The following is a 23,368-nucleotide window of genomic DNA, read 5'->3' on the forward strand; positions in this document are numbered from 1 at the left end:
GGAGCGGAAGCCGAACCTCCTTATCGTTGCCATAGATTGCCTTCAGCACGAACTTGCCAAACGGATCACACGATTAAACGCTGCTGCCTGAATGGCGAGCCGCCGGCAGCATCTTCATGATTTGCCCGGGTCCCCCTGGGCCAGATCTGCAAGGTCGCCTTCGTCGTCGGGCTCGATCAGGTCGATTAGCGCTGCCACCCGTGTTCCCGGCAGCGGCCGGCCTTGGTTCATCCATGCCTCGTCACCAAAGGCCCATGCCCATGCCTCTCTCAATTCCTCAAGCGAGGCACCGGACGTGATGATTTCGGCAATCGTCGCGTCGTCCACGGGCCCGAGGACCGAGATAACGTCTTGACGCGTCATGGTCATCTTTTTTCCTCCGTTCGAAATACCAGCGAAGCACATGGGTATTCGATGGAGCGCTTGCCAATAGATATTTGAAGACGGCCGCGAAACCTGCCTCGGCAGTCTTTCCCCCTTGACGCTGCGGAAATCGATTCCCAACTTATTTTTGATCGGTCGCCGTTATGGGGCCGATGTGTCAGGGAGCGCCAAGCTTCTTGGCGTTCCCTCGTATCTATGTTGCTCCAAGGAGGATGTAGTTATGAGAACGAACCTGGACTTTTCACCCTTCTACCGGTCGAGCATCGGCTTTGACCGTATTTTCAACCTGCTCGAAAACGCCAGCCCTTCACAGAATGCGGATAACTGGCCGCCTTACGATATCGCCAAGCTCGGTGAGGATACCTACCGCATTGTCGTTGCGGTCGCAGGTTTCGGTGAAGACGAGCTTACGATCACGCATGAGCCAAATATGCTCGTGATCGAGGGCACCAAGGGGGAGAACGAGGAGGTTCAGTACCTCCATCATGGCTTGGCACTGAGGCCGTTCTTCCGCCGTTTCGAATTGGCCGATCATGTGAGCGTTGTCAGAGCCAGGCTCGAAAACGGTCTGCTGATCATCGACCTCAAGAAGGAAATTCCCGAGGAGATGAAGCCGCGCCGCATCGCCATCAATACCGAACCCGGCAACGGGCCGGCGTCGAAGCGGATTGAAGCCAACGTAGCCGCCTGACCTTCGGCGATCGGCCTTCGCGAACACTCCCGTCCCGACGGGATGGGCTACGACCCATAAAAACAAAAGAAAAGGAGAAAAGACAATGAGTGTACGTGACTTGGTGCCTTGGAACCGGGGCAACAACCACCCCAGTGTCTACCGCGGTGGTGACGTGGATCCATTCATGTCGTTGCATCGTGACGTTAACAAGCTCTTCGATGAAGTCTTACGCGGATTTGACACCCCCTCGGTGTTCGGCCGGATGACTCCTGGAAACGGCAGTTGGCCAAGCGTCGAATTCGCGGAGAATGACAAGGAAATTCGACTGATAGCCGAAGTGCCGGGCCTCGAGGAAAAAGACATCGAGGTCATGCTGGAAGACGGCGTCCTGACGCTTCGCGGCGAGAAGAAATCCGAAACCGAGGACAAGGATCGCCAGTTCAGCGAACGCTATTATGGACGCTTTGAACGGCGCTTTGGCATGGGCCGCGAGATCGACGAGGACAAGGTGGCGGCGACGTTCAAGAACGGGGTGCTCACCGTAACGCTGCCGAAGTCCGAAAAGGCGCAGGCAAGCGCCAAGCGCATTGCGATCAACGGCACCAACTAACGGTCGCGAAGGAGGGCCGGGGCGAGCCCCGGCCCTCGCAGGATAGCGAGGATGGTCAAATGACGTCCGATAGCCTCAAACGAAAGAGCCGCATCATGGGAAGCTGAATCAACCCCTACAATCACAGGGAGGCAACAATGAACAGTCTGGCTTTCCTTGCCCCCGTGCAGGTCAAGACCAGTGACGCGATAAGCGACATCAACTCTGTTCGGGAGGCGCTCGTATTCTTGAATCAATGGCCGAAGGCCCGTCGCGGACCGGTATACAGTTGCGCGGTGAGAAGCTGCAACGCCGCGATTGCCGGGCAGATGACAACCGAACAGGCGCGACAGGCATTTGTCAGCTTTGCCAGGATAGCTGGGGTGCTGGCCAAGTTCGATTTTTCGCCATTGGCTGGGGCAGATCAAAAGCTGTCCGTTTCTGGGCGCGGTCCCTGACTTTCAGTTCAGGCTTTTCTTGGGCGCGTATAGGCTAAGTGAAATTCGACTGGACGAGGCGGTCGCGGAAATCATACGGAACGATACGGGAAGATTTCTGATTTCTGCCCACAAAAAGCTCAATTAAGTCAGGGACTCGAACCCCTCTGAACTTGGAAAGCTCAGGATGGACCAGGGCAATCGTTTTCGTGGACGATTTTGGAGTTCCTGTCCGCAAGGGGCGATAGTGGGCGTGTCCCGCTCGCCAAAACGGAAGGCGCGGGCGCCGAGGTCGACGACGACCTGCTTCGGCCTGCGGTGGCGATCGCCGCTGTGCGCGCCGGCAGGCAGCAATCGCCGCGCTCAGCGAATGTCGGGATTGTTCGATCATACCGCATTGCACAATTCCCTCGCTTGGTCACAATGCAGGCATGGTCCGAACTTCTCTCGCCGTCCTGGTGATCGACGAAAACCGCATCCGCGCCGCGATCATCGAGGCGGGTTTGCGCGAGGCCGGCCATGAGCGGGTCACCGTCATCCACGACGTGACCGGCATTGCACGGCGGATCGCCGAGATCGAGCCCGATGTCATCGTCATCGATCTCGAAAACCCGAACCGCGACATGCTGGAAAATATGTTCCAGCTGTCGCGCGCGGTGAAGCGGCCGATCGCCATGTTCGTCGACCGTTCCGACCAGGCCTCGATCGAGGCGGCGGTCGATGCCGGCGTTTCGGCCTATGTCGTCGACGGGCTCAGGCAAGAGCGCGTCAAGCCGATCCTCGACATGGCCGTCAGCCGTTTCAACGCTTTTTCGCGCATGGCGCGCGAACTGGAAGAGGTTCGCGGCGAGCTCGAGAGCCGCAAGGTGATCGACCGCGCCAAGGGCATTCTGATGAAATCGCGCGGCCTCTCCGAAGAGGCCGCCTACACGCTGCTGCGCAAGACGGCAATGAACCAGAACCGCAAGATCAGCGACATCGCCCAGAGCCTGGTGACCGCCGCCGGGCTGCTGGGACCGGCGGAGGACGAATGAGCATGGGCGCCGAGCACCAGATCACCGCCGGCTTCATGCCGCTTTTCGACAGCGCCGTGCTGGTCGCGGCCGGCGAACTTGGCTTTGCCGCGCGCGAAGGCATCGACCTCACGCTGCACCGCGAGACGTCCTGGGCCAACATCCGCGACCGCATCGCCATCGGCCATTTCCATCTCGCCCATATGCTGGGACCGATGCCGCTCGCCTGCAATCTCGGGCTGACGCCGCTCGCTTCGGAGACCATAGTGCCGTTTTCGCTCGGGCTCGGCGGCAATTGCGTCACCATCTCCAACGCCGTCTGGGCCGGCATGGCGGGGCATGGCGCCGAACCCGATCTCGACCCGGCGCGCGCCGGTGCGGCACTTGGCGCGCTCATCCGCGAGCGTGCTATGGCCGGTTACGACCCGTTGCGCTTCGCGGTGGTGCATCCACATTCCGGGCACAATTACGAACTGCGCTACTGGCTCGCCGCCTGCGGCATCGATCCAGAGCGGCAGATAGAGATCGTAATCGTGCCGCCGCCCTTCATGGCCGACGCGCTGGCCGCTGGGCGGATCGACGGCTATTGCGTCGGCGAACCCTGGAACAGCGCCTCGGTGGCCGCCGGCACGGGCCATATCGTCACCGTCAAGGCGCTGCTGTGGAGGAACAGCCCGGAGAAGGTGATCGGCGTGCGCAAGGCGTGGGCTGATGAAAACCCGGAGGCACTGGCGGCATTGCTGCGCGCGCTCCATCATTCGGCGCGCTGGTGTCAGGACCCAGCCAATCATGGCGAATTGGCCGCGGTGATGGCGCAGCCCGGCTTCCTCGGCCTTCCGCCAGCCGTCCAGATGCCGATCCTGACCGGCCATCTCCAATTGGGCGGCGGGGCCGATCGGACCATCGACGACTTCTTCCTGCCCTTCGAAAAGGCGGCGAATTTTCCCTGGAAGAGCCATGCGCTGTGGTTCTACACGCAGATGGTGCGCTGGGGGCATGTGGCGCACACGCCGGAAAATCTCGCCATCGCCCGCAACTGCTACCGGCCGGACCTTTATCGTTCTGCACTGAAGCCGCTTGGCGTCGCACTTCCCGGCGCCAATTCGAAGGTCGAGGGCGCGCTCAAGGCAGCGACCGCGGTCGGCGCGACAGGGGCCGGCCTGGTGCTCGGCCCGGATGGTTTCTTCGACGGTCAGATCTTCGATCCCGACGAGATCGACGCCTACATTGCCGGCCAGAAATCCGCCGACATCCAGGCATGATCATTTCCGCGCCATTCTTGTGCATTGCACAAAAGTTGTGCGTGCGACTGCGCTAATGAACAATCTTTGGCTTGCTTGCCCGGCGGGCCGGATCGCCGACAATTGTGGCATCTCGTTGATCTCATTGACGTTTGTCATCCAGTCCGAAACTGGCATGGTTCCTGCTTTGCAATAAGCAGACTCTTCTCAGGGTCACGGAACAGGCGTCCAATGGCGGGCGCTACAGGCAAAGCTGCCGCTCAGGTCAACACGCGATCCCGAATGTACGGACGCGCGCGGCCTGGCCGGCGGCTTTTTTGTTTTGATCGAACACGCAATCGACGGCGCTGATCCCAAGCAGTGCCCAACGGGAGACGATGATGACGAAACGCATCAAGACTGAAGCCCCTATCGAGGGAATGACTCGCCGCAATTTCCTGATGGCAAGTGCTGCCACCGCGGCAACCCTGGCGGCCGCGCGTGCGCTGCTGCCCTCCGGCGCCTATGCCGCAACGGCCGCTCCGGAAGTCACCGGCGCCAAACTCGGCTTCATCGCGCTGACCGATGCGGCTCCGCTGATGATCGCCAAGGAGAAAGGGTTGTTCGCCAAGTTCGGCATGCCCGAAGTCGAGGTGCTCAAACAGGCCTCCTGGGGCGCGACGCGTGACAATCTGATGCTCGGCGGTGCGGCCAACGGCATCGACGGCGCGCACATCCTGACGCCGCTGCCTTACCTCATGCACACCGGCAAGGTGACGCAGAACAACCAGCCGATGCCGATGGCGATCGTGGCGCGGCTTAACTACGACTGCCAGGGCATTTCGGTCGCTCAGGAATATGCCGGCACCGGTGTCGGCCTCGATGCCTCGAAGCTGAAGGACGTCTTCGCCGCCAAGAAGGCGGCCGGCAAGGAGATCAAGGCCGCCATGACCTTCCCGGGCGGTACGCATGATTTGTGGCTGCGCTACTGGCTGGCCGCCGGCGGCATCGATCCCGACAAGGAGGTTTCGACCATCGTCGTGCCGCCACCGCAGATGGTGGCCAACATGAAGGTCGGCAACATGGACGTGTTCTGCGTCGGCGAGCCATGGAACGAGCAACTTGTCCACCAGGGCGTCGGCTTCACCGCCGCCACGACGGGCGAATTGTGGAAGGGGCATCCGGAAAAGGCGCTCGGCCTGCGCGCCGAATTCATCGAGAAATACCCGAACGCCACCAAGGCGATCCTGATGGCCGTGATGGAGGCCCAGCAATGGTGCGAGGCCAAGGAAAACAAGGACGAGATGGCGGCCATCATCGGCAAGCGGCAATGGATGAACGTGCCCGTCGCCGACATCATTGGCCGCCTCAAGGGCGACATCGATTACGGCAACGGCCGCGTCGCCAACGGCACCGATCTCTACATGAAATTCTGGAAAGGCGGCGTCTCCTATCCGTTCAAGAGCCACGATACGTGGTTCCTCGCCGAGAACATCCGCTGGGGCAAATTCGCGCCGGCCACCGACATCAAGGCGCTGGTCGACCAGGTCAACCGCGAGGATCTGTGGCGCGAGGCGGCCAAGGACCTTGGCGTCGCGGCAGCCGACATCCCGGCGTCGCCGTCGCGAGGCGTCGAGACCTTCTTCGACGGCAAGATCTTCGATCCGGCCAACCCATCCGCCTATCTCGACAGCCTGAAGATAAAGGCTTCGGCTTGACCGTCGCAAACGGCGCAATGAGCCGTTTGTCGACCCCAAGAGCAACGGCGCCTCTCGCGCCGTTGTCGCACGCAAGCAGCGCTCGCGCCGCTTGTCGCAAATCCCGACCACGGAGTTTTTCCCGGACATGTCGATCCAGACTATCGAGGACACAAAGGTGAAGGCGTTCCCCGCGAAACCGGCGGCGGTCATCGCGTTCACCGCCAAGGCGCGGCGCCGCTTCGATCTGCTCGCCATCGCTGGCAAGCTGGCCAGTGCGCTGGTGCCGCCGGCCATCGTCATCGCGCTCATGCTGGTCGTCTGGCAGATCGCCTGCTCGTCGCCGACGTCAAGCCTGCCGCCGCCGAGCCAGGTGTGGAACGAGGCCTACGATTTGATCGCGCATCCGTTCTTCGACAATGGCCCGCAGGATATCGGGCTCGCCTGGCGCGTGCTGATCTCGCTGCAGCGCGTTGCCATCGGTTTCGGCCTGGCGGCAATCGTCGGCGTGGCGCTCGGCGCGCTGGTCGGCCAGTCGATCTGGGCGATGCGCGGTCTCGACCCCGTGTTCCAGATCCTGCGCACCGTGCCGCCGCTGGCGTGGCTGCCGCTGTCGCTGGCCGCGTTTCGCGATTCCAGCCCGTCGGCGATCTTCGTCATCTTCATCACCTCGATCTGGCCGATCATCATCAACACCGCCGTCGGCGTGCGCAACATCCCCGAGGACTACCGCAACGTCTCGCGCATCCTGCGGCTCAACCAGTTCGAGTTCTTCGTGAAAATCATGGTGCCGGCCGCCGCTCCGTACATCTTCACCGGCTTGAGGATCGGCATCGGCCTTTCCTGGCTCGCCATCGTCGCCGCCGAAATGCTGACCGGCGGCGTCGGCATCGGCTTCTTCATCTGGGACGCGTGGAACTCGTCGCGGCTGCCCGACATCATCGTCGCGCTCGCCTATATCGGCGTCACCGGCTTCTGCCTCGACCGTTTGGTCGCGGCGGTCGGCGCCTTCGTCACCCGCGGCGCAACGGCAAAGTGAGGAGAGGGGCGATGACGGCCTATCTGAAACTCGACCATATCGACAAGTCCTTCGCCCGCGGCAACCAGGTCAGCGAGGTGTTGAAGGACATCCGGCTGACCATAGACAAGGGTGAATTCGTCTCCATCATCGGCCATTCCGGCTGCGGCAAGTCGACCTTGCTGAACCTGATCGCCGGGCTGACCAAGGTGTCCGCCGGCGCCGTGCTGCTCGAGGACAAGGAGGTCGACAGCCCCGGACCCGAACGCGCCGTGGTGTTCCAGAACCACTCGCTGCTGCCGTGGCTGACCGTCTACGAAAACATCAACCTCGCCGTGTCGAAGGTCTTCGGTCGCTCGAAGAACAAGGCCGAGCGGCATGACTGGATCATGCGCAATCTCGACCTCGTGCAGATGGCGCATGCCAGGGACAAGCGCCCGGCGGAAATCTCCGGCGGCATGAAGCAGCGCGTCGGCATTGCCCGGGCGCTGGCCATGGAGCCGAAGATCCTGCTGCTCGACGAGCCGTTCGGCGCGCTAGACGCGCTCACGCGCGCCCATCTGCAGGACGCGGTGATGGACATCCATTCCAGGCTCGGCTCGACGACGATCATGATTACCCATGATGTCGACGAGGCGGTGCTGCTCTCCGACCGTATCGTCATGATGACCAACGGCCCGGCGGCGACCATTGGCGAGGTGCTTGCCGTGCCGCTTGCCCGGCCGCGCCGCCGCGTCGAACTCTCTTCCGACCGCACCTTCCTGCGCTGCCGGGAGGCGGTGCTGAAGTTCCTCTACGAACGCCACCGCTTCGTCGAAGCAGCGGACTAAGCCATGGCCGAAAAGCAATCCGCATCGGCAATGGGCAACATACCGCATTGCACAAATATTATGCTGCCCTGCAAGGCATTCTGACTAATCTTTGATCCGCTGCCGGGCTTGGTCAAAAGTCGCGCGGCTGCGGTTCTCATTGATTTCACTCGATAATTCAGAGCGCTGTCGAATTGGCACGTTTCCTGCATTTCAGAATGTAGGCCCGCAAGGGCCAAGTGACACGGCGTCCAATGGCGGGCGCCACAAGCAAAGCTGCTGCTCAGGTCAATACGCGATCCGGATAGACGGACGCGGCGGCCTGGCCAGCAGCTTTTTTGTTTTGACCGAACACGCAATCGACGGCGCTGGTCCCAAGCGGCGCCCAACTGGAGACGACGATGACGAAACGGATCGGAACTGGCGCGTCCCTCGCGGACTTCACCCGCCGCGATTTTCTGGCCAGCAGCGCGCTGACGGCGGCGCTGTTCACCGCTGCGCTCATCCTCTTTCCCGCAGGCGCCAAGACTGACGGCAAGGGCCTCGAAGTGACCGCGCAAACGTCGGTTTCAACCAGTTCGCCGATGCCGCGCCGCTGACAGTCGCGAACGAACAGACAAGGGCGGTGCCTCCCACGCCGCAAACCGGAGCCCAATAATGACCGCAAATCTCCCAGCCGCGCCGAGCCAGGACAATGCTTCCCGGCAGGCGCTCATGATGTCCACCATCGCCTTCACCGTCTGCTTCGCGGTGTGGACGATCTTTTCAATCATCGGCATCCGCATAAAAACGGAGCTTGGGCTGAACGAGACGCAATTCGGCCTGCTCGTCGGCACACCAATTCTCACCGGCTCGCTCGTACGCATGCTGCTCGGTATCTGGACCGACCGCTTTGGCGGACGGCTGGTCTACACCGCGACCATGCTTGCGGCCGCGGTCGCGACCTTCCTGCTGGCTTTTGCGCACACCTACGGGCAGATGCTGATCGCCGCGCTCGGCGTCGGGCTCGCCGGTGGCTCCTTTGCCGTCGGCGTCGCCTATGTCTCGCGCTTCTTCCCCGCCGGCAAGCAAGGCACGGCGCTCGGCATCTTCGGTGTCGGCAATGTCGGGGCCGCGGTCACCAAGTTCCTTGCGCCGTTCGTGCTTCTGTCCTGGGGCTGGCAGTCGGTCGCGCTGATCTGGGCGGCAGCACTCGTCGTCATGGCTGCCGTCTTCTGGTTCACCACCGGCGACGATCCGGTCATCCGCGAGCGCCGCGCCGGCAAGGCGGCACCGGCGAGAAGCTTCTGGCAGGAATTCGCGCCGCTGAAGAACGTGCGGGTCTGGCGCTTCGCCTTCTACTACTTCTTCGCCTTTGGCGCGTTCGTGGCGCTGTCGCTGTGGTTGCCGCGCTACCTGATCGGTGTTTACGGTTTCGGCATCGCGACCGCCGGTATGATCGGCGCAGCCTATTCGATCCCGGCGAGCGTCTTCCGTGCCTATGGCGGCGTGCTTTCCGATCGGATCGGAGCTCGCACCGTGCTCTATTGGACCTTCGCGGTGTCGTCCGCCGCCACGCTGATCCTGTCGCTGCCACCCACCGATTATATCGTGCACGGCATTACCGGGCCGATCGCTTTCCACTTCGCCATCGGGCCGGTGGCTTTCATCGCGGTCGCCAGCGTGCTCGGCTTCTTCATGAGCCTCGGCAAGGCTGCCGTCTATAAGCACATACCGGCCTACTATCCAGGCAGCGTTGGCGCGGTCGGCGGCGTCGTCGGCATGATCGGCGGGCTCGGCGGTTTCGTCCTGCCGATTGCCTTCGGCGCGCTCAACGACCTCACGGGCGTCTGGTCGAGCTGCTTCATGCTGCTCTTTGTCATCGTCGTCGCTTGCTTTGCCTGGATGCAGTTCAGCATTCGGCGGATGGAGCGCGCGGCATCTTCCGAAGCCCCAGCCCTTTCATACGCGGCTGAGTGACACCGGAGCGGATCAGGAATATGACAGAAAAACTCGTCATCATCGGCAACGGCATGGCCCCTGGGCGCATGCTTGAGCATCTCTTGGAAAAGGCTCCTGGCCGCTACCAAGTCACCATCTTCAACGCCGAGCCGCGCGTCAATTACGACCGCATCATGCTGTCGCCCGTTCTGTCGGGCGAGAAGGCCTATGAGGAAATCATCATCCACGGCGACGGCTGGTACATCGCCAACAACATCACCCTCTACAAGGGCCACAAGATCGTTGCCATCGACCGGGAGGCCAAGACCGTCACCTCCGATCATGGCGTTACCGAGCCCTATGACAAGCTCGTCATCGCCACCGGCTCGGTGCCGTTCATCATCCCGGTGCCCGGCCACAATCTGCCCGGCGTGCTCACCTATCGCGATCTGGACGACGTCCGGGCGATGATGCTTGCCGCCCAGTCGCGGGCCAAGGCCGTGGTCATCGGCGGCGGTCTGCTCGGACTGGAGGCCGCGGCCGGGCTGAATGCGCAAGGCATGGACGTCACCGTGCTGCATGTCATGCCGACATTGATGGAGCGCCAGCTCGATCCGGCCGCCGGTTATCTCCTGCAGCGCGCCGTCGAGCAGCGCGGTATCAAGGTCATCACCAAGGCCAACACGCAGGCCATCACCGGCAACGGCAAGGTCGAGCAGATTGAGCTTGCCGACGGCACCATCATCCCGGCGACCCTGGTGGTGATGGCGGTCGGCATCAGGCCGAACGCGGCGCTGGCCAAGGAGGCCGGCATTGCCGTCAATCGCGGCATCGTCGTCGATGCCGGCATGCGCAGCAACGACCCCGACATCTACGCGCTCGGCGAGTGCGCCGAAGTCAACGGCCAGGTCTACGGGCTGGTCGCCCCTCTCTACGAGATGGCACGCGTCACCGCCAGCCAGCTTGCCGGCGACGAGGCCGCGGCCTTCGTCCATTCGGACACGCCGACCAAGCTCAAGGTCACCGGCATCGAATTGTTCTCGCTCGGCGATTTCGCCGAGGGCGACGACCGCCAGGAGATCGTGCTGCGCGATGCCTCCGCCGGCGTCTACAAGCGCCTGGTGCTGAAGGACGACCGCATCATCGGCACCGTGCTCTATGGCGAGACGGCGGACGGCGCCTGGTTCAACGATCTGAAGAAGAAGCAGACCGATATTTCAGAGATGCGCGATACGCTCATCTTCGGCCAGTCCTACCAGGGGGGTGCCCCGCTGGACCCTATGGCGGCCGTTGCAGCCTTGCCGGATGATGCGGAAATCTGCGGCTGCAACGGCGTTTGCAAGGGAAAGATCACCGGCGCGATCACGGCCAAGGGCCTGACCTCGCTTGACGATGTGCGCGCCCATACCAAGGCGTCGGCCTCCTGCGGCTCCTGCACCGGGCTGGTCGAGAAGCTGATGGTGCTGACCATCGGCGACAAATACAATCCGGCGGCGGTGCAGCCGATGTGCGGCTGCACGACGCTCGGCCATGACGAGGTGCGCCGGCTTATCAAAGCCAAGAGCCTCAAGACCATTCCAGCGGTCATGCAGGAGCTGGAATGGACGACCTCCTGCGGTTGCGCCAAATGCCGGCCGGCGCTCAACTACTACCTCGTCTGCGACTGGCCGGACGACTATGCCGACGACTACCAGTCGCGCTTCATCAACGAGCGCGTCCACGCCAATATCCAGAAGGACGGCACCTATTCGGTGGTTCCGCGCATGTGGGGCGGGGTGACAAACGCCGCCGAACTGCGCGCCATCGCCGACGTCGTCGACAAGTTCGAAATCCCGATGGTCAAGGTCACCGGTGGCCAGCGCATCGACATGCTCGGCATCCGCAAGGAGGACCTGCCGGCGGTTTGGGCCGATCTCGGCCAGGCCGGCTTCGTCTCCGGCCACGCCTACGCCAAGGGGCTGCGCACCGTGAAGACCTGTGTCGGCTCCGACTGGTGCCGCTTCGGCACGCAGGATTCGACGGGGTTTGGTGTCCGCATCGAGAAATTCATGTGGGGCTCGTGGACCCCGGCCAAGGTCAAGATGGCGGTGTCGGGCTGTCCTCGAAACTGCGCCGAGGCGACCTGCAAGGATGTCGGCGTCATCTGCGTCGACAGTGGCTACGAGATCCATTTTGCCGGTGCTGCCGGTCTCGACATCAAGGGCACCGAAGTGCTCGGCCTGGTCAGGACCGAGGACGAGGCGCTGGAGCATATTGTGGCGCTGACGCAGATGTACCGCGAGCAGGGCCGCTATCTGGAGCGCATCTACAAATGGGCCAAGCGCGTCGGCATCCCCGAGATCAAGCGCCAGATCATGGACGATGGAGAGAAGCGCAAGGCCTATTACGACCGCTTCGTCTTCAGCCAGAAATTCGCCCAGGTCGATCCATGGTCGGAACGCGTGTCCGGCAAGGACAAGCACGAATTCCGGCCGATGGCCTCGGTCGGCTTTGCGCAGGCGGCGGAGTGATCATGATGAACTGGATCGCCATCGGCTCCATCTCCGACATCCCCCGCCGCGGCGCGCGCTGCGTCGCCACGCCCGAAGGGAAAATCGCTGTCTTCCGCACCGCCGACGATCAGGTCTACGCCATCGACGACCATTGTCCGCACAAGGGCGGACCGCTCAGCCAGGGCATCGTGCATGGCACGGCGGTGACCTGTCCCTTGCACAATTGGGTGATTTCGCTGGAGACGGGCAAGGCGCTCGGCGCTGACGAGGGCGCGGTGCGTACCATTCCGGTGCGGGTCGATGGCGAGCATCTGTTCATTGCGCTGGAAGCGCTGGCCAGCCGCGCGGCCTGACACATGGAAATTGAAGAAGCGCGCGAGGTGAGGACCACCTGCCCCTATTGCGGGGTGGGCTGCGGCGTGCTGGCGAAGGTCGCCGCGGACGGGCAAGTGTCCGTCCGCGGCGATCCCGACCATCCGGCCAATTTCGGCCGGCTCTGCTCCAAGGGCTCGGCACTGGCCGAGACCGTCGACCTCGATGGCAGGCTACTTCATCCGGAGATCCACGGCCGCCGCGCCGGCTGGGACGAGGCGCTCGACCTCGTCGCCTCGACCTTCTCGCAAACCATCGCCGAGCACGGTCCGGATTCGGTTGCCTTCTATGTCTCCGGCCAGTTGCTGACCGAAGACTATTACGTCGCCAACAAGCTGATGAAAGGTTTTATCGGCTCGGCCAACATCGACACCAATTCGCGCCTGTGCATGGCCTCCTCGGTCGCCGGCCATCGCCGTGCCTTCGGCGCCGATACGGTGCCGGGAACCTATGAGGATCTGGAGCTTGCCGACCTCATCGTGCTGGTCGGCTCCAACCTCGCCTGGTGCCATCCAGTGCTCTACCAGCGCATCGCTGCGGCCCGGGAAAAGCGGCCGGAGATGAAGATCGTGCTGATCGATCCGCGTCGCACGATGACCGCTGACATCGCCGACATGCACCTGGCGATCGCGCCGGATGGCGACGTCGCCCTGTTCACCGGCTTGCTCGCCTATCTCGGCCAGCACAATGCGCTCGACCGCGCCTATATCACGGCGCATACGAACGGCTTCGGGCAAGCGCTTTTCGCCGCCTCCGCGCTCGACCTTGCCGGCGTCGCCGCCGCCACGGGCCTGAGCGAGGACGAGCTTGGCCGATTCTACAGCCTGTTCGCGGCGACCGCGAAAACGGTGACGGTTTACAGCCAGGGCGTGAACCAGTCGTCTTCGGGCACCGACAAGGTCAACGCCATCATCAACTGCCATCTGGCCACCGGCCGCATCGGCAAGCCGGGGGCAGGGCCGTTTTCGGTGACCGGCCAGCCGAATGCCATGGGCGGTCGCGAGGTCGGCGGCATGGCCAACATGCTGGCCGCTCACATGGAGATCGAAAACCCGGAACATCGCGACCGCGTGCAGCGCTTCTGGAATGCACCGACCATTGCCCAAAAGCCCGGCCTGAAGGCGGTCGAGATGTTCCAGGCGCTGGCCGATGGGCGCATCAAGGCGCTATGGATCATGGCCACCAACCCGGTCGATTCGATGCCGGACGCCGACGCCGTCGAAGCGGCGATCAAGGCGTGCCCGTTCGTCGTGGTGTCGGACGTGCTGGCCCAGACCGACACCGTCCGCCACGCCCATGTCCGGCTGCCCGCCGCCGCCTGGGGCGAGAAGGACGGCACCGTCACCAATTCCGAGCGCCGCGTGTCGCGCCAGCGCGCTTTTCTGCCGGTGCCCGGCGAGGCTAGGCCCGACTGGCGGATTGTTGCCGAGGTGGGCAAAAGGATGGGCTTTGGCGAGGCGTTTTCCCATGCCACGCCGGCGGAGGTGTTTGCCGAGCATGCCGCGCTGTCGGGTTTTGAAAATGATGGTGCGCGGGATTTCGACATTGGCGCTTATGCTGGTGTTGATGCGGAGAGGTATGAGGCGCTTGAGCCGTTCCAGTGGCCAGCGCCGAGCACGACCGGGCGCCAACCCGTTCGCTTCTTCGCCAACGGCAATTTCTACACACCCGACCGCAAGGCGCGCTTCATTGCCATCCGTCCCACCACGGAAGTCCGCACCAGCCCCGACTATCCGCTGATCCTCAACACCGGCCGTATCCGCGACCATTGGCACACCATGACGCGGACGGGGAAAAGCCCGCGGCTTTCCCAGCACATAGCCGAGCCCTTCGTCGAAATCCACCCGGCGGATGCGCAGCGCTTCGGCATCGGCGACGCCGACATCGTGCGCGTTTCTACTCCTCGCGGCGAGGTGCTGGTGCGCGCGCTGGTGACAGCACGCCAGCGCCAGGGCAGCCTGTTTGCACCGATGCACTGGACCGACCAGTTTGCGGCAAAGGGCCGGCTCGATGCACTGACCGCGCCGCTGACCGATCCGGTCTCCGGCCAGCCGGCGCTGAAACATGTCGCGGCCCGCATCGAGAAATTCGCCGCGAAGGCCTTCGGCTTCGCCGTGATGCGCCAGAGGCCGGCGCATGTAGCAGCAGCTTACTGGGCCGTGGCCAAATGCAAGGGCGGCTGGCGGGTCGAGCTTGCCTTTGCCGATGACGACATCGACTGGGCCGGCTTCGCCGGGTCACTGTTCGGCGCGCCCCCGGGTGCCGAAATCCTCGCCTATCACGACCGCGACGCCGGCCAGCATCGCATCGCCGCCTTTGACGGCGATCAATTGTCCGGCGCCTTGTTCGTCGCCCCCGGTCCTGTCGCGGTGTCGCGCGGCTGGGCGGCGGAACAGTTGAGCGCCGATCATTTCGACCGGCGCGGCAGGCTGGCGATCGTGGCCGGGCGGCCGGGCGGGATCGACGTCGACCGCGGCGCCATCGTCTGCTCTTGTTTCGGCGTCGGCGCCAACCAGATCGCGGAAGCGGTGCGCCAGGGTTGCGGCAGCGTCGCGGCAATCGGCGCGGCCCTGCACGCCGGGACGAATTGCGGCTCCTGCCGCGCCGAGATCAGGGTCATCGTCGACGCACAAATCCTTCAGGCAGCCGAGTGACGAGCAGGGTGGGAGAGTGTGCCCGACATCCAGGGTCCGCTCGAAGACCAAAAGGACCTGCGCGACGGCGCCAGTTGGGCTAAGGTGGTGCAAGCGTGCAGTTTCGAGCACGAATCGTCTTCAGTCAGGGTCATCCAATGGCAAATCCCCCGCGCCGACCAACAAATCCGATGACGGCCGCCGAGGCGGCTTTCAAGCCGGTGAAGAAGCCGGCTGCCCCGGTTCGTGAGCCTTCGGCCGCTCCAGGCGTCAGGGAGCTTGTTTCGATCCGGATCGACCGCGCCGTTCTGGATCATTTCCAGGAGGATGGACCCGGCTGGCAGGACCGCATCAACGACGCCTTGCGGCAGGCGATAGAAGGCAAGCCTGATGTCGCCAAGGGCAATCGTTCAGACGACGAGTAGCGTCTGTTCCAGTCGGACTCACACCTCGACGTGCAGGATGTAGAGCTTGCGCGTCTTCTCGTGGATCGTCCATTGGCCTTTCCAGACTTTCGGTGTCGCGCGATGCGGTGAAACTGCGGGGCGTGCACTCCCAGACGCCGACCGTCCGGCAGGTCCACAATGCCGTCGACGTTTCGAGCTGATCGCCGCTGATCGAGGCCGGCTTGGGCTCGGGCACGCCGAGGTCGATCGAGGCGCGGAGATCGACGCTTTTTTGGTCGGCTGCCCGAAGCGGCCGCGCTGCGCCTCGCCCTGCGAGACCAAGCCTTCCTGCTCGAGCGAACGGACGATGCCCGAGCCGCAGGTGGATCGCAGATTCCTCCAGCGATACATCGATACGGGGCCGAACGATGCGTTTGGCCCCGTATCGATGTGGCCGAGCCCTGCGCCGGTAGACGTGCGTCGATCTAAAGCATTGCCCCCGGAGGAACATCATCGGCGGACGCTTTGGTTTGGCGATCGAAAACGACCGCCAGGCCGTTCTTGACGGCAAGCGAGGCGACCCTGTCGTCGAGTTCGCGATCGGGAATGGCAGGTTTGAGGACTTTCCGGATGGCCTGATAGGCCTGCTCGGTCGACACATAGTCGTAGCGCTTTTTGCGCGCTTCCACATATTGCTCGATGAGAATGCCCAACCGGCGGGCGGCGATGTCATCTGGTTGCTGCAAGGGAGCCTCCTCAAGCGTCGATGGTTTGCAGACCCCCGAGATGTAAAAACCCGCGCCGCGAAAGTTAAGGCCCGAGGTCGGCCAAAGCCAAATAAATACGCCATCGACATCGACGAACCGCGCGGCAGCCAACAAGCCTGGCTCAAAATCGGATGAGAAACGATCGGTCCTGAGTGGGGAACGATCCGCCCGCTGCGACATTTTCCGCAGAAGGAGGCACGCCATGCTTACAAACGACGATACCGCGAAGGCCACCCAAAAGCAGCGGCGCATACAGCGCAAGGTGGACCTCGACGACCGCGGCAAGGATGGGTCGAAACCGGATCGCGCCATGCAGGCCGGCGCGCGCAACTATCCCGCGCCGCCTTTCCCCAAACAGCATCATCCCAAGCCTGGCGAGGAGGGGCGGGTTGTGCCCGCGCCGCTGTACGATGCGCCGTACTGGATCGGCTCGCGGAAGCTGGACGGCAAGATAGCGCTCATCACCGGCGGCGATTCCGGTATCGGCCGCGCGGTCGCGGTTCTTTTTGCGCGCGAGGGAGCGGACGTGGCGATCGTCTATCTGGCCGAAGACAAGGATGCAGAGACGACCAGGCAGGCCGTCGAGGCGGAAGGCCGGCGCTGCGTGCTGCTGCGCGGAGACGTGTCCAGGCGGGCCTTCTGTCGCCGGGCGGTTGCCGCGACTGTGAAGCAGTTGGGCGGCCTCGACGTACTTGTCAACAATGCCGCTTTCCAGGTGCACTCGACCGATTTCGCCGACCTGACCGAGGAGCATTTCGACACAACGCTGAAGACCAACCTCTACGGCTATTTCCATATGGCGCAGGAGGCGGTGCCGCATATGAAGCCAGGCTCGGCCATCGTCAATACTGGCTCCGTGACAGGCATAGACGGCTCCAAGGCGCTCGTCGACTATTCGATGACCAAGGGCGGCATCCATGCCTTTACGAGAGCGCTGTCGGGCAACCTCATCGGCAAGGGGATCAGGGTGAACGCGGTGGCGCCAGGACCTGTCTGGACCCCGCTGAACCCCTCGGACAAGAAGGCCGATGACGTTTCGAAGTTTGGTGCCGACACGCCCATGAAGCGTCCGGCGCAGCCTGAGGAACTGGCACCGGCCTACGTGTTTCTCGCTTCGGCGCAGTGCTCCAGCTACATCACGGGCGAGATCCTGCCGGTCGTCGGCGGCTATTGATCCCGGCATCGCTGGCTGGCGGCTAGGCGCGTGCCGACAGACGGGCGTTCACAGCAGCTCCGATAGAACGGCCATGAAGTGGTCATTCTCCGAAGCCGAGCCGATGCTGACCGAGGCTTTCGACACAGCAGGCTCCTCTGCGGCAGGCCGACAGGTTCCCGTCATCGGCAGGTTCTCAAACACGGGGTTTCGCTGCATCCTCCCAGGTGCAAGCCCGGTTGCCGACAGGGGCTCGTGCGGCGAATTTCATCATCCGTAGCGTAGCCGAAACAGTTTGTATATGCTTGTATATGTAACCTGCGACCTGATAGCATCGAAACCGGCGTCGAAGCCGACACCGCCAAGGAGGATCACATGCGCAACGCTTCTCTCTTCGATCTGTCCGGCAGAAAGGCGCTTGTCACCGGTGCAAGCCGCGGCATCGGGCGCAGCATCGCCGAGGCACTCAGCGCGGCTGGTGCCGACGTCGCGGTCACGGCGCGCGGCCTGGCCTCGCTTGAGGACACGACGGCTGCCATCCGCGCGGCCGGCGGGGTGGCGCACGCCATCGCTCTCGACGTCACCGATGTCGAGCGGTGCCGGGCGGCAACCGCCGAGGCCGCCAGTCTGCTTGGCGGTCTCGACATTCTCGTCAACAATGCCGGGACGGAAGAGGTTCGGCCGTCGCTCGATGTCGATGAGGCGCTCTGGGACAGGATCGTCGATACAAATCTGAAGGGAGCGTTCTTCTGCGCCCAGGCCGCCGCGCGACAGATGCGGGACGGCGGCCGGTCCGGCGCCATCATCAATCTGTGCTCGCTGACATCCGAAGTCGGAATTCCGACGGCAGTGCCGTATGGCTCATCGAAGTCCGGCCTGCTCGGCATGACGCGGGCGCTTGCGGCCGAGTGGGCGGAGCTTGGCATCCGGGTCAATGCCATTGCGCCGGGCTATTTCAGGACGGCGATGACCGACGTTTTCTACAGCAACGAGGCGTGGCAGCACTCCATGCTGGCCAAGATCCCGCAGCGCCGTTTCGGCGATCTCCGCGACCTGCACGGCATCGCGGTGTTCCTCGCTTCGGACGCCGCGGCCTATATCACCGGCCAGTCCATCCCGGTCGATGGCGGCTTTCTCGCCTCGATCTGATGTGCGGTTTATCTCCGCAATTTCGACCGGGACGATGATGGAAAAATTGCTGGCGACCATCATACATACATGTATATACTTTTGCCCGAGCGAAGCCTCGATGGCTTTTATTCTTGTCCCGGGCCGACCTGTTGGCCAGCGGATTATGGCCAACCAGCGCCAACCGTCATTGCGTTCCAAGAATTCCAGGAGAACGAGCAGCCATGTCCGACATCAGCTTCCATGATTTGTCATCCATCGATGCCGACCAGCGCGCCAGTCTGCTGAAGCGCGCCGAGGCCGATCTGACGGTCTTCGTCGAGAAGGTCCGGCCGATCATCCAGGCCGTCAAGGACGAAGGCGATGCCGCGTTGATCCGGTTTGCCAGGGAACTCGACAAGGCCAACGTCGCCGAGCGTGAACTGCAAGTGTCCGAGAGGGAATTCGACGCGGCGTTCGACAAGGTCGAAAAGGATGTCGTGGAGAGCATCCAGTTCGGCATCGACAACATCCGGCATTTCCACGAGGAGCAGAAGCCGGAAACGATGTGGCTCAAGGAAGTCCGGCCGGGCGCCTATGCCGGTGACAGGTACACGCCGATCGCTTCCGTCGCGCTTTATGTCCCTCGCGGCAAGGGCGCCTTTCCGTCGGTGACGATGATGACGTCGGTTCCGGCGGTGATTGCCGGCGTGCCGCAAATCGCCATCGTGACGCCGGCGACAGCGGATGGTTCGGTGGACACGGCGACGCTGGTCGCCGCGCGCCTCGCCGGCGTGGGGACCGTCTACAAATGTGGCGGTGCGCAAGCCGTCGCCGCCGTCGCCTACGGCACCGAGACGGTGAAGCCCGCGCTCAAGATCGTCGGACCCGGCAGCCCGTGGGTGGTGGCGGCCAAGAGCGTCCTGTCCTCGGTCATCAATACGGGTCTTCCAGCCGGCCCGTCGGAAGCGATCATCTTTGCCGATGACAGCGTCGACGGCGGGCTTGCCGCGCTTGATCTTCTCATCGAAGCCGAGCACGGGCCGGATTCGTCGGCCTATCTGGTGACACACAGCCGCAAGGTCGCCGAAGCCGCATTGGCTGCAATCCCCGAACACTGGTCGCGGATGACCGAACAGCGTGTCGAGTTCTCGCGCGCGGTGCTGACCGGCAAGCGCGGCGGCATCGTGCTGACCGCGTCGCTGGAAGACAGCTACCGCTTCATCAACGACTATGCACCCGAACATCTCGAGATCCTGTCGACGGAGCCGTTCGCGCATCTCGGGCGCATCACCGAGGCGGCCGAAATTCTCATGGGACCGCACACGCCGGTGACCCTTGCCAACTTCGTCCTCGGACCCAATGCCGTGCTGCCGACCAGCCGCTGGGCGCGAACCTACGGGCCGCTTTCGGTGACGGATTTCGTCAAGCGCTCGTCGGTCGGCTATGTCACCTCGGCCGCCTATCCTGAACTCGCGCTGCATGCGCGCAGGCTCGCCCGCTATGAGGGGTTCAGCTCGCACGAGAACGCGGTGTCGGAGATCCGCGACCGCTATCTCGCCGGCTGAGCGGACGCGATCACGATGAAGGCCGCACGACTTTATGGACCCGGCGATCTGCGCGTCGAGGATATCGCCACGCCAGGCGCGCCGGACGCGGGCTGGGTGAAGCTGAGGGTCGATGCCGCCGGCATCTGTGGTTCGGATCTACACAATTTCCGCACGGGCCTGTGGATAAGCCGGGCGCCTTCGACGGCCGGTCATGAGCTGACCGGCACGGTGACCGCCATTGGCGCGGACGTCGACACCGTCGCCCTCGGCGACAGGGTGGTTGCCGATTCCCGTTTCTGGTGCGGCGACTGCGCGCAATGTCGTGCCGGCAGGCGGCATCTCTGCGCGTCGCTGGGCTTCGTGGGAGAAATCTGCGACGGCGGATTTGCCGAACATGCGGTGCTGCCAGCACGGCTTTTGCATATCATCGATGCCGAGCTCGACGAACGGGTCGCGGCGATGGCCGAGCCGCTGGCGGTGGCGCTGCACGCGGTGCGGCGCCTGCCGAAGACGGCGGGCTCGGTGCTGGTCGTCGGCTGCGGTCCCATCGGCGGTCTCGCCGCGCTGCTGCTTTCGCGGACCTTTGCCGGCACCGTGCTCGTCGCCGACCGCAACCAGGCTCGCAGCGCCCGCGTGGCGCGGGTGACGGGGGCAACGATCGTCGATCTGAACCGGGATGCAATCGCCGCCGCAACCGCCAATACCCCTCTGCTCGCGGCCGTCGAAGCGACCGGCAGCGTCGCGGTGCTCAACCAGTTGCTCGGCGTCCTCGATCCCGGCGGCACGGTCGCCATGGTCGGCATCTTCCATGGCCGCCTCGACATCGATCCCAATAGTCTGGTCGAACGCGAAATCGGATTGCTGGGATGTCACGCCTTTGCCGACGAACTGCCCGAGGCCGTCCGGATGCTGGGTGAACTCAGCGAGCCGCTGCTGGCCCTGATCGACCAAGAGATCGGCCTGGATGAGGTTCCCGCCGCCTATGAGCGGCTGTTGGCGGGGCGCAGCGACGGCTTGAAAACAATCATCCGCATGCGGCAACCTGTCGAGCAGTCGTGATTTCCGATAAATCGCCGGGAAGGACTTTTGAAATGATCACGTTGCCCGATACGGCCAGCCCTCTCTACGAGAAGGTGAAGGACTACATCCTGACCAACATCGGAAAAGGCCAGTGGAGCAAGGATCGCAAGCTGCCGTCCGAAAATGAGTTGGTGGCGTCGCTCGGCGTGTCGCGGATGACGGTGCACCGGGCCTTGCGGGAACTGACCGCGGCGGGATTTCTGACTAGGCTGCAAGGTGTGGGAACCTTCATTGCGCCGCCGCGGCCGCAATCGACGCTGATCGAGATCAACAACATCGCGGCGGAAATCGTCGAGCGCGGCAACAGGCATCGCTCCGAGGTCCTCGTCCTCGAAACGATCATGCCGACAAAGGAGTTGGCGCTGTCGTTCGAATTTCCAAAGCGTGTCTCCATCTATCATTCCGTCGTCGTCAATTTCGAGAACGATCTGCCGGTGCAGGTGGAAGAGCGCTTCGTCAATCCGGCTCTGATACCCGACTACGACAAGCAGGATTTTTCGAAGACGGCGACTTACGACTACTTGATGCAGAAAACCCCGGTGACCGAGGTCGAGCATATCATCTCGGCGATCCCGGCCGATGCCGAGACGGCGCGGCATCTGGCTATCGATGTCGGCGCCTGCTGCCTATTCCTGCACCGCCGGACATGGACGGGCGCGGTGGTGGCCACGATCAGCAAGCTGACTTATGCCGGCAGCCGCTACTCGCTCGGCAGCCGCTATTCCCCTTCCAAAAACAGCTGACGGCAACGCTGCGACGCAAGACGGAAAGGTTTCGTTGCCAATGTATATACATGCATTGAGGGCAGACGGATGCGCCCGATCAGAGTGGAAATTGGAGCCCAACTAGGTTGTATATGCATGTATGTATTTTAGCCTTGACATCCGCTCTCCCTGACGCTGAAATATCTTCGCACTTCACCCTGAAGTGGCAGGTAAGACGCCAAGGCACAGTGCCGCAAGAGCAGAAACCCGCAGTCTCACCAGACCGGATGCCTGGGTAAGAAAAGCGGTCTGATCATCAAGGGGAACAAAGATGATGCGTAACCTAACAGGACAATTTCGCGCGCTCGTGATGGCCGCCGCCATCGGGCTCGCCGCCGCCCCGGCGGCCTACGCGGCCGATGCGGCAATTCCCACCACACCCGAGGCGGGAGCGTTCAAGATCGGCATCGAGCCGTGGCTTGGCTATGGCCAGTGGCATGTCGCCGAGGCCAAGGCGCTGTTCAAGGCAAACGGCCTGACGGACGTCCAGATCGTCAACTTCGCCGAGGACAAGGACATCAACGCAGCACTCGCAAGCGGCCAGCTCGACGCCGCCAACATCGCCACCCACACGGCGATGGGCATGGTTGCGGCCGGCCTGCCGGTGAAGATCGTGCTGCTGCTCGACGTCTCCATGACCGCCGACGCCATCATCGCCGGCAAGGACGTCACCTCCATCGTGGACCTCAAGGGTAAGCAAGTCGCCTTCGAGGAAGGCACGACGAGCGACATCCTGCTCAAATACGCACTCGCCAGGAACGGCATGTCGATCGACGACGTGAAGCCGGTTCCGATGCCGGCGTCCGACGCCGGCAGCGCCTTGATCGCCGGCCAGGTGCCGGTCGCGGTGACTTATGAACCGTACCTCACCGTCGCCATGGCGCAGAACAAGGATCTCAAGCTGCTGTTCACCGCCGGCGAGGATCCCGGCCTGATCAGCGACGTGCTGGTGGTGCGCGACGAGGTGATCAAGTCGCGGCCCGGCCAGGTGCTGGCCATGATCAAGAGCTGGGACGCGGCGCTCAAGGATTACAATGCCGACACGCCTGGTGGCCGAGCCATCATCGCCAAGGCGGTCGGTTCGGACGTCAAGGACCTCGACACCGCCTTTGACGGCGTGCGCTACTACTCGCTCGCCGAAAACAAGACGGCGCTCACCGGCGACTTCACCACCAAGACCTTCGCCGACGTCGAGGCCGCCGCCAAGAACGCCAAGCTGCTGCAGGCCGATGTGACGCCGGAGCAGATGATCGACCCGTCCTTCGTCAAGGCGGCGGAATGACCAAGGCCGGACCGAGGTGGTG

The 23,368-nt window shown here is 63.3% G+C and carries 22 protein-coding genes; 20 read left to right on the forward strand and 2 right to left on the reverse strand.

Annotation, left to right across the window (positions count from 1 at the left end; translation table 11 throughout):
- Positions 1 to 114: 114 nt before the first annotated feature.
- Entirely contained in the window at positions 115 to 369 is a 255-nt protein-coding gene (locus NKH03_RS11195; RefSeq protein ID WP_352863501.1) for a hypothetical protein, read from the reverse strand.
- Between the two features lie 235 nt (positions 370 to 604).
- Here NKH03_RS11195 and NKH03_RS11200 point away from each other — a divergent pair, with 235 nt between their 5' ends.
- The 14 genes from NKH03_RS11200 to NKH03_RS11265 all read left to right on the forward strand — a co-directional run bounded on the left by NKH03_RS11200 (position 605) and on the right by NKH03_RS11265 (position 15,682).
- Entirely contained in the window at positions 605 to 1,075 is a 471-nt protein-coding gene (locus tag NKH03_RS11200; protein WP_352968441.1) for an Hsp20 family protein, read from the forward strand.
- Between the two features lie 85 nt (positions 1,076 to 1,160).
- On the forward strand, positions 1,161 to 1,667 hold the full coding sequence (locus NKH03_RS11205) for an Hsp20/alpha crystallin family protein (protein ID WP_352968402.1): 507 nt from the start codon (positions 1,161 to 1,163) through the stop codon (positions 1,665 to 1,667).
- A gap of 137 nt (positions 1,668 to 1,804) precedes the next feature.
- Positions 1,805 to 2,104, forward strand: a complete 300-nt coding sequence (locus NKH03_RS11210; RefSeq protein ID WP_352968403.1) for a DUF982 domain-containing protein — start codon at positions 1,805 to 1,807, stop codon at positions 2,102 to 2,104.
- A 410-nt stretch (positions 2,105 to 2,514) separates the two neighbouring features.
- A complete protein-coding gene (locus NKH03_RS11215) occupies positions 2,515 to 3,117 on the forward strand; it encodes an ANTAR domain-containing response regulator (RefSeq protein WP_352863495.1) in 603 nt (200 codons plus the stop codon).
- Between the two features lie 2 nt (positions 3,118 to 3,119).
- Positions 3,120 to 4,358 carry a CmpA/NrtA family ABC transporter substrate-binding protein gene (locus NKH03_RS11220; RefSeq protein ID WP_352968442.1) on the forward strand — a complete coding sequence of 413 codons (1,239 nt, stop codon included), beginning with the start codon at positions 3,120 to 3,122 and terminating at the stop codon, positions 4,356 to 4,358.
- 359 nt (positions 4,359 to 4,717) lie between these two features.
- Positions 4,718 to 6,034 (forward strand): CmpA/NrtA family ABC transporter substrate-binding protein, encoded by a 1,317-nt coding sequence (locus tag NKH03_RS11225; protein ID WP_352968443.1) that lies wholly within the window; start codon positions 4,718 to 4,720, stop codon positions 6,032 to 6,034.
- 127 nt (positions 6,035 to 6,161) lie between these two features.
- Positions 6,162 to 7,052 (forward strand): nitrate ABC transporter permease, encoded by an 891-nt coding sequence (gene ntrB / locus NKH03_RS11230; RefSeq protein ID WP_352863491.1) that lies wholly within the window; start codon positions 6,162 to 6,164, stop codon positions 7,050 to 7,052.
- An 11-nt stretch (positions 7,053 to 7,063) separates the two neighbouring features.
- Complete coding sequence (locus NKH03_RS11235) at positions 7,064 to 7,861, forward strand: ABC transporter ATP-binding protein (RefSeq protein WP_352968404.1); 798 nt, start codon at positions 7,064 to 7,066, stop codon at positions 7,859 to 7,861.
- A 380-nt stretch (positions 7,862 to 8,241) separates the two neighbouring features.
- A complete protein-coding gene (locus tag NKH03_RS11240; protein ID WP_352968405.1) occupies positions 8,242 to 8,439 on the forward strand; it encodes a twin-arginine translocation signal domain-containing protein in 198 nt (65 codons plus the stop codon).
- Positions 8,440 to 8,497: 58 nt separating this feature from the next.
- Entirely contained in the window at positions 8,498 to 9,799 is a 1,302-nt protein-coding gene (locus NKH03_RS11245) for an MFS transporter (protein WP_352968406.1), read from the forward strand.
- A 20-nt stretch (positions 9,800 to 9,819) separates the two neighbouring features.
- Complete coding sequence (gene nirB / locus NKH03_RS11250) at positions 9,820 to 12,270, forward strand: nitrite reductase large subunit NirB (RefSeq protein ID WP_352968407.1); 2,451 nt, start codon at positions 9,820 to 9,822, stop codon at positions 12,268 to 12,270.
- 5 nt (positions 12,271 to 12,275) lie between these two features.
- Positions 12,276 to 12,605 (forward strand): nitrite reductase small subunit NirD, encoded by a 330-nt coding sequence (gene nirD, locus NKH03_RS11255; RefSeq protein WP_352968445.1) that lies wholly within the window; start codon positions 12,276 to 12,278, stop codon positions 12,603 to 12,605.
- Positions 12,606 to 12,608: 3 nt separating this feature from the next.
- Positions 12,609 to 15,278: a nitrate reductase gene (locus NKH03_RS11260; protein WP_352968408.1), complete on the forward strand. Its 2,670-nt coding sequence runs from the start codon at positions 12,609 to 12,611 to the stop codon at positions 15,276 to 15,278.
- A gap of 137 nt (positions 15,279 to 15,415) precedes the next feature.
- Positions 15,416 to 15,682: a BrnA antitoxin family protein gene (locus NKH03_RS11265; protein ID WP_352873713.1), complete on the forward strand. Its 267-nt coding sequence runs from the start codon at positions 15,416 to 15,418 to the stop codon at positions 15,680 to 15,682.
- Between the two features lie 446 nt (positions 15,683 to 16,128).
- Here NKH03_RS11265 and NKH03_RS11270 read toward each other — a convergent pair whose 3' ends face one another.
- Positions 16,129 to 16,590: a hypothetical protein gene (locus tag NKH03_RS11270; RefSeq protein WP_352968409.1), complete on the reverse strand. Its 462-nt coding sequence runs from the start codon at positions 16,588 to 16,590 to the stop codon at positions 16,129 to 16,131.
- A gap of 22 nt (positions 16,591 to 16,612) precedes the next feature.
- Here NKH03_RS11270 and NKH03_RS11275 point away from each other — a divergent pair, with 22 nt between their 5' ends.
- The 6 genes from NKH03_RS11275 to NKH03_RS11300 all read left to right on the forward strand — a co-directional run bounded on the left by NKH03_RS11275 (position 16,613) and on the right by NKH03_RS11300 (position 23,346).
- Complete coding sequence (locus NKH03_RS11275; RefSeq protein WP_352968410.1) at positions 16,613 to 17,584, forward strand: SDR family oxidoreductase; 972 nt, start codon at positions 16,613 to 16,615, stop codon at positions 17,582 to 17,584.
- Positions 17,585 to 17,938: 354 nt separating this feature from the next.
- On the forward strand, positions 17,939 to 18,712 hold the full coding sequence (locus tag NKH03_RS11280; RefSeq protein WP_352968412.1) for an SDR family NAD(P)-dependent oxidoreductase: 774 nt from the start codon (positions 17,939 to 17,941) through the stop codon (positions 18,710 to 18,712).
- Between the two features lie 203 nt (positions 18,713 to 18,915).
- Positions 18,916 to 20,238, forward strand: coding sequence for a histidinol dehydrogenase (gene hisD / locus NKH03_RS11285; protein WP_352968413.1), 1,323 nt, complete (start codon positions 18,916 to 18,918; stop codon positions 20,236 to 20,238).
- A 15-nt stretch (positions 20,239 to 20,253) separates the two neighbouring features.
- Positions 20,254 to 21,279, forward strand: a complete 1,026-nt coding sequence (locus NKH03_RS11290) for a zinc-dependent alcohol dehydrogenase (protein ID WP_352968414.1) — start codon at positions 20,254 to 20,256, stop codon at positions 21,277 to 21,279.
- 32 nt (positions 21,280 to 21,311) lie between these two features.
- Positions 21,312 to 22,043, forward strand: coding sequence for a histidine utilization transcriptional repressor HutC (gene hutC, locus NKH03_RS11295; protein ID WP_352883205.1), 732 nt, complete (start codon positions 21,312 to 21,314; stop codon positions 22,041 to 22,043).
- Between the two features lie 295 nt (positions 22,044 to 22,338).
- Positions 22,339 to 23,346, forward strand: a complete 1,008-nt coding sequence (locus tag NKH03_RS11300) for an ABC transporter substrate-binding protein (protein WP_352968446.1) — start codon at positions 22,339 to 22,341, stop codon at positions 23,344 to 23,346.
- Positions 23,347 to 23,368: the final 22 nt, after the last annotated feature.

It is taken from the genome of Mesorhizobium sp. M1406 (genome assembly GCF_040317555.1).
Taxonomy (GTDB): Bacteria; Pseudomonadota; Alphaproteobacteria; order Rhizobiales; family Rhizobiaceae; genus Mesorhizobium.

Excerpts from the sequence above, each read along its gene's own strand:
- NKH03_RS11245 (WP_352968406.1), top strand. The coding sequence starts at position 8,498 with ATGACCGCAAATCTCCCAGCCGCGCCGAGCCAGGACAATGCTTCCCGG.
- hisD (WP_352968413.1), top strand. The coding sequence starts at position 18,916 with ATGTCCGACATCAGCTTCCATGATTTGTCATCCATCGATGCCGACCAG.
- NKH03_RS11240 (WP_352968405.1), top strand. The coding sequence starts at position 8,242 with ATGACGAAACGGATCGGAACTGGCGCGTCCCTCGCGGACTTCACCCGC.
- NKH03_RS11300 (WP_352968446.1), top strand. The coding sequence starts at position 22,339 with ATGCGTAACCTAACAGGACAATTTCGCGCGCTCGTGATGGCCGCCGCC.
- NKH03_RS11235 (WP_352968404.1), top strand. The coding sequence starts at position 7,064 with ATGACGGCCTATCTGAAACTCGACCATATCGACAAGTCCTTCGCCCGC.
- NKH03_RS11270 (WP_352968409.1), bottom strand. The coding sequence starts at position 16,590 with ATGTCGCAGCGGGCGGATCGTTCCCCACTCAGGACCGATCGTTTCTCA.
- NKH03_RS11290 (WP_352968414.1), top strand. The coding sequence starts at position 20,254 with ATGAAGGCCGCACGACTTTATGGACCCGGCGATCTGCGCGTCGAGGAT.
- NKH03_RS11280 (WP_352968412.1), top strand. The coding sequence starts at position 17,939 with ATGCGCAACGCTTCTCTCTTCGATCTGTCCGGCAGAAAGGCGCTTGTC.
- hutC (WP_352883205.1), top strand. The coding sequence starts at position 21,312 with ATGATCACGTTGCCCGATACGGCCAGCCCTCTCTACGAGAAGGTGAAG.
- NKH03_RS11265 (WP_352873713.1), top strand. The coding sequence starts at position 15,416 with ATGGCAAATCCCCCGCGCCGACCAACAAATCCGATGACGGCCGCCGAG.
- nirB (WP_352968407.1), top strand. The coding sequence starts at position 9,820 with ATGACAGAAAAACTCGTCATCATCGGCAACGGCATGGCCCCTGGGCGC.
- NKH03_RS11275 (WP_352968410.1), top strand. The coding sequence starts at position 16,613 with ATGCTTACAAACGACGATACCGCGAAGGCCACCCAAAAGCAGCGGCGC.
- NKH03_RS11220 (WP_352968442.1), top strand. The coding sequence starts at position 3,120 with ATGGGCGCCGAGCACCAGATCACCGCCGGCTTCATGCCGCTTTTCGAC.
- NKH03_RS11215 (WP_352863495.1), top strand. The coding sequence starts at position 2,515 with ATGGTCCGAACTTCTCTCGCCGTCCTGGTGATCGACGAAAACCGCATC.
- NKH03_RS11210 (WP_352968403.1), top strand. The coding sequence starts at position 1,805 with ATGAACAGTCTGGCTTTCCTTGCCCCCGTGCAGGTCAAGACCAGTGAC.
- NKH03_RS11200 (WP_352968441.1), top strand. The coding sequence starts at position 605 with ATGAGAACGAACCTGGACTTTTCACCCTTCTACCGGTCGAGCATCGGC.
- NKH03_RS11195 (WP_352863501.1), bottom strand. The coding sequence starts at position 369 with ATGACCATGACGCGTCAAGACGTTATCTCGGTCCTCGGGCCCGTGGAC.
- NKH03_RS11225 (WP_352968443.1), top strand. The coding sequence starts at position 4,718 with ATGACGAAACGCATCAAGACTGAAGCCCCTATCGAGGGAATGACTCGC.
- ntrB (WP_352863491.1), top strand. The coding sequence starts at position 6,162 with ATGTCGATCCAGACTATCGAGGACACAAAGGTGAAGGCGTTCCCCGCG.
- NKH03_RS11260 (WP_352968408.1), top strand. The coding sequence starts at position 12,609 with ATGGAAATTGAAGAAGCGCGCGAGGTGAGGACCACCTGCCCCTATTGC.
- nirD (WP_352968445.1), top strand. The coding sequence starts at position 12,276 with ATGAACTGGATCGCCATCGGCTCCATCTCCGACATCCCCCGCCGCGGC.
- NKH03_RS11205 (WP_352968402.1), top strand. The coding sequence starts at position 1,161 with ATGAGTGTACGTGACTTGGTGCCTTGGAACCGGGGCAACAACCACCCC.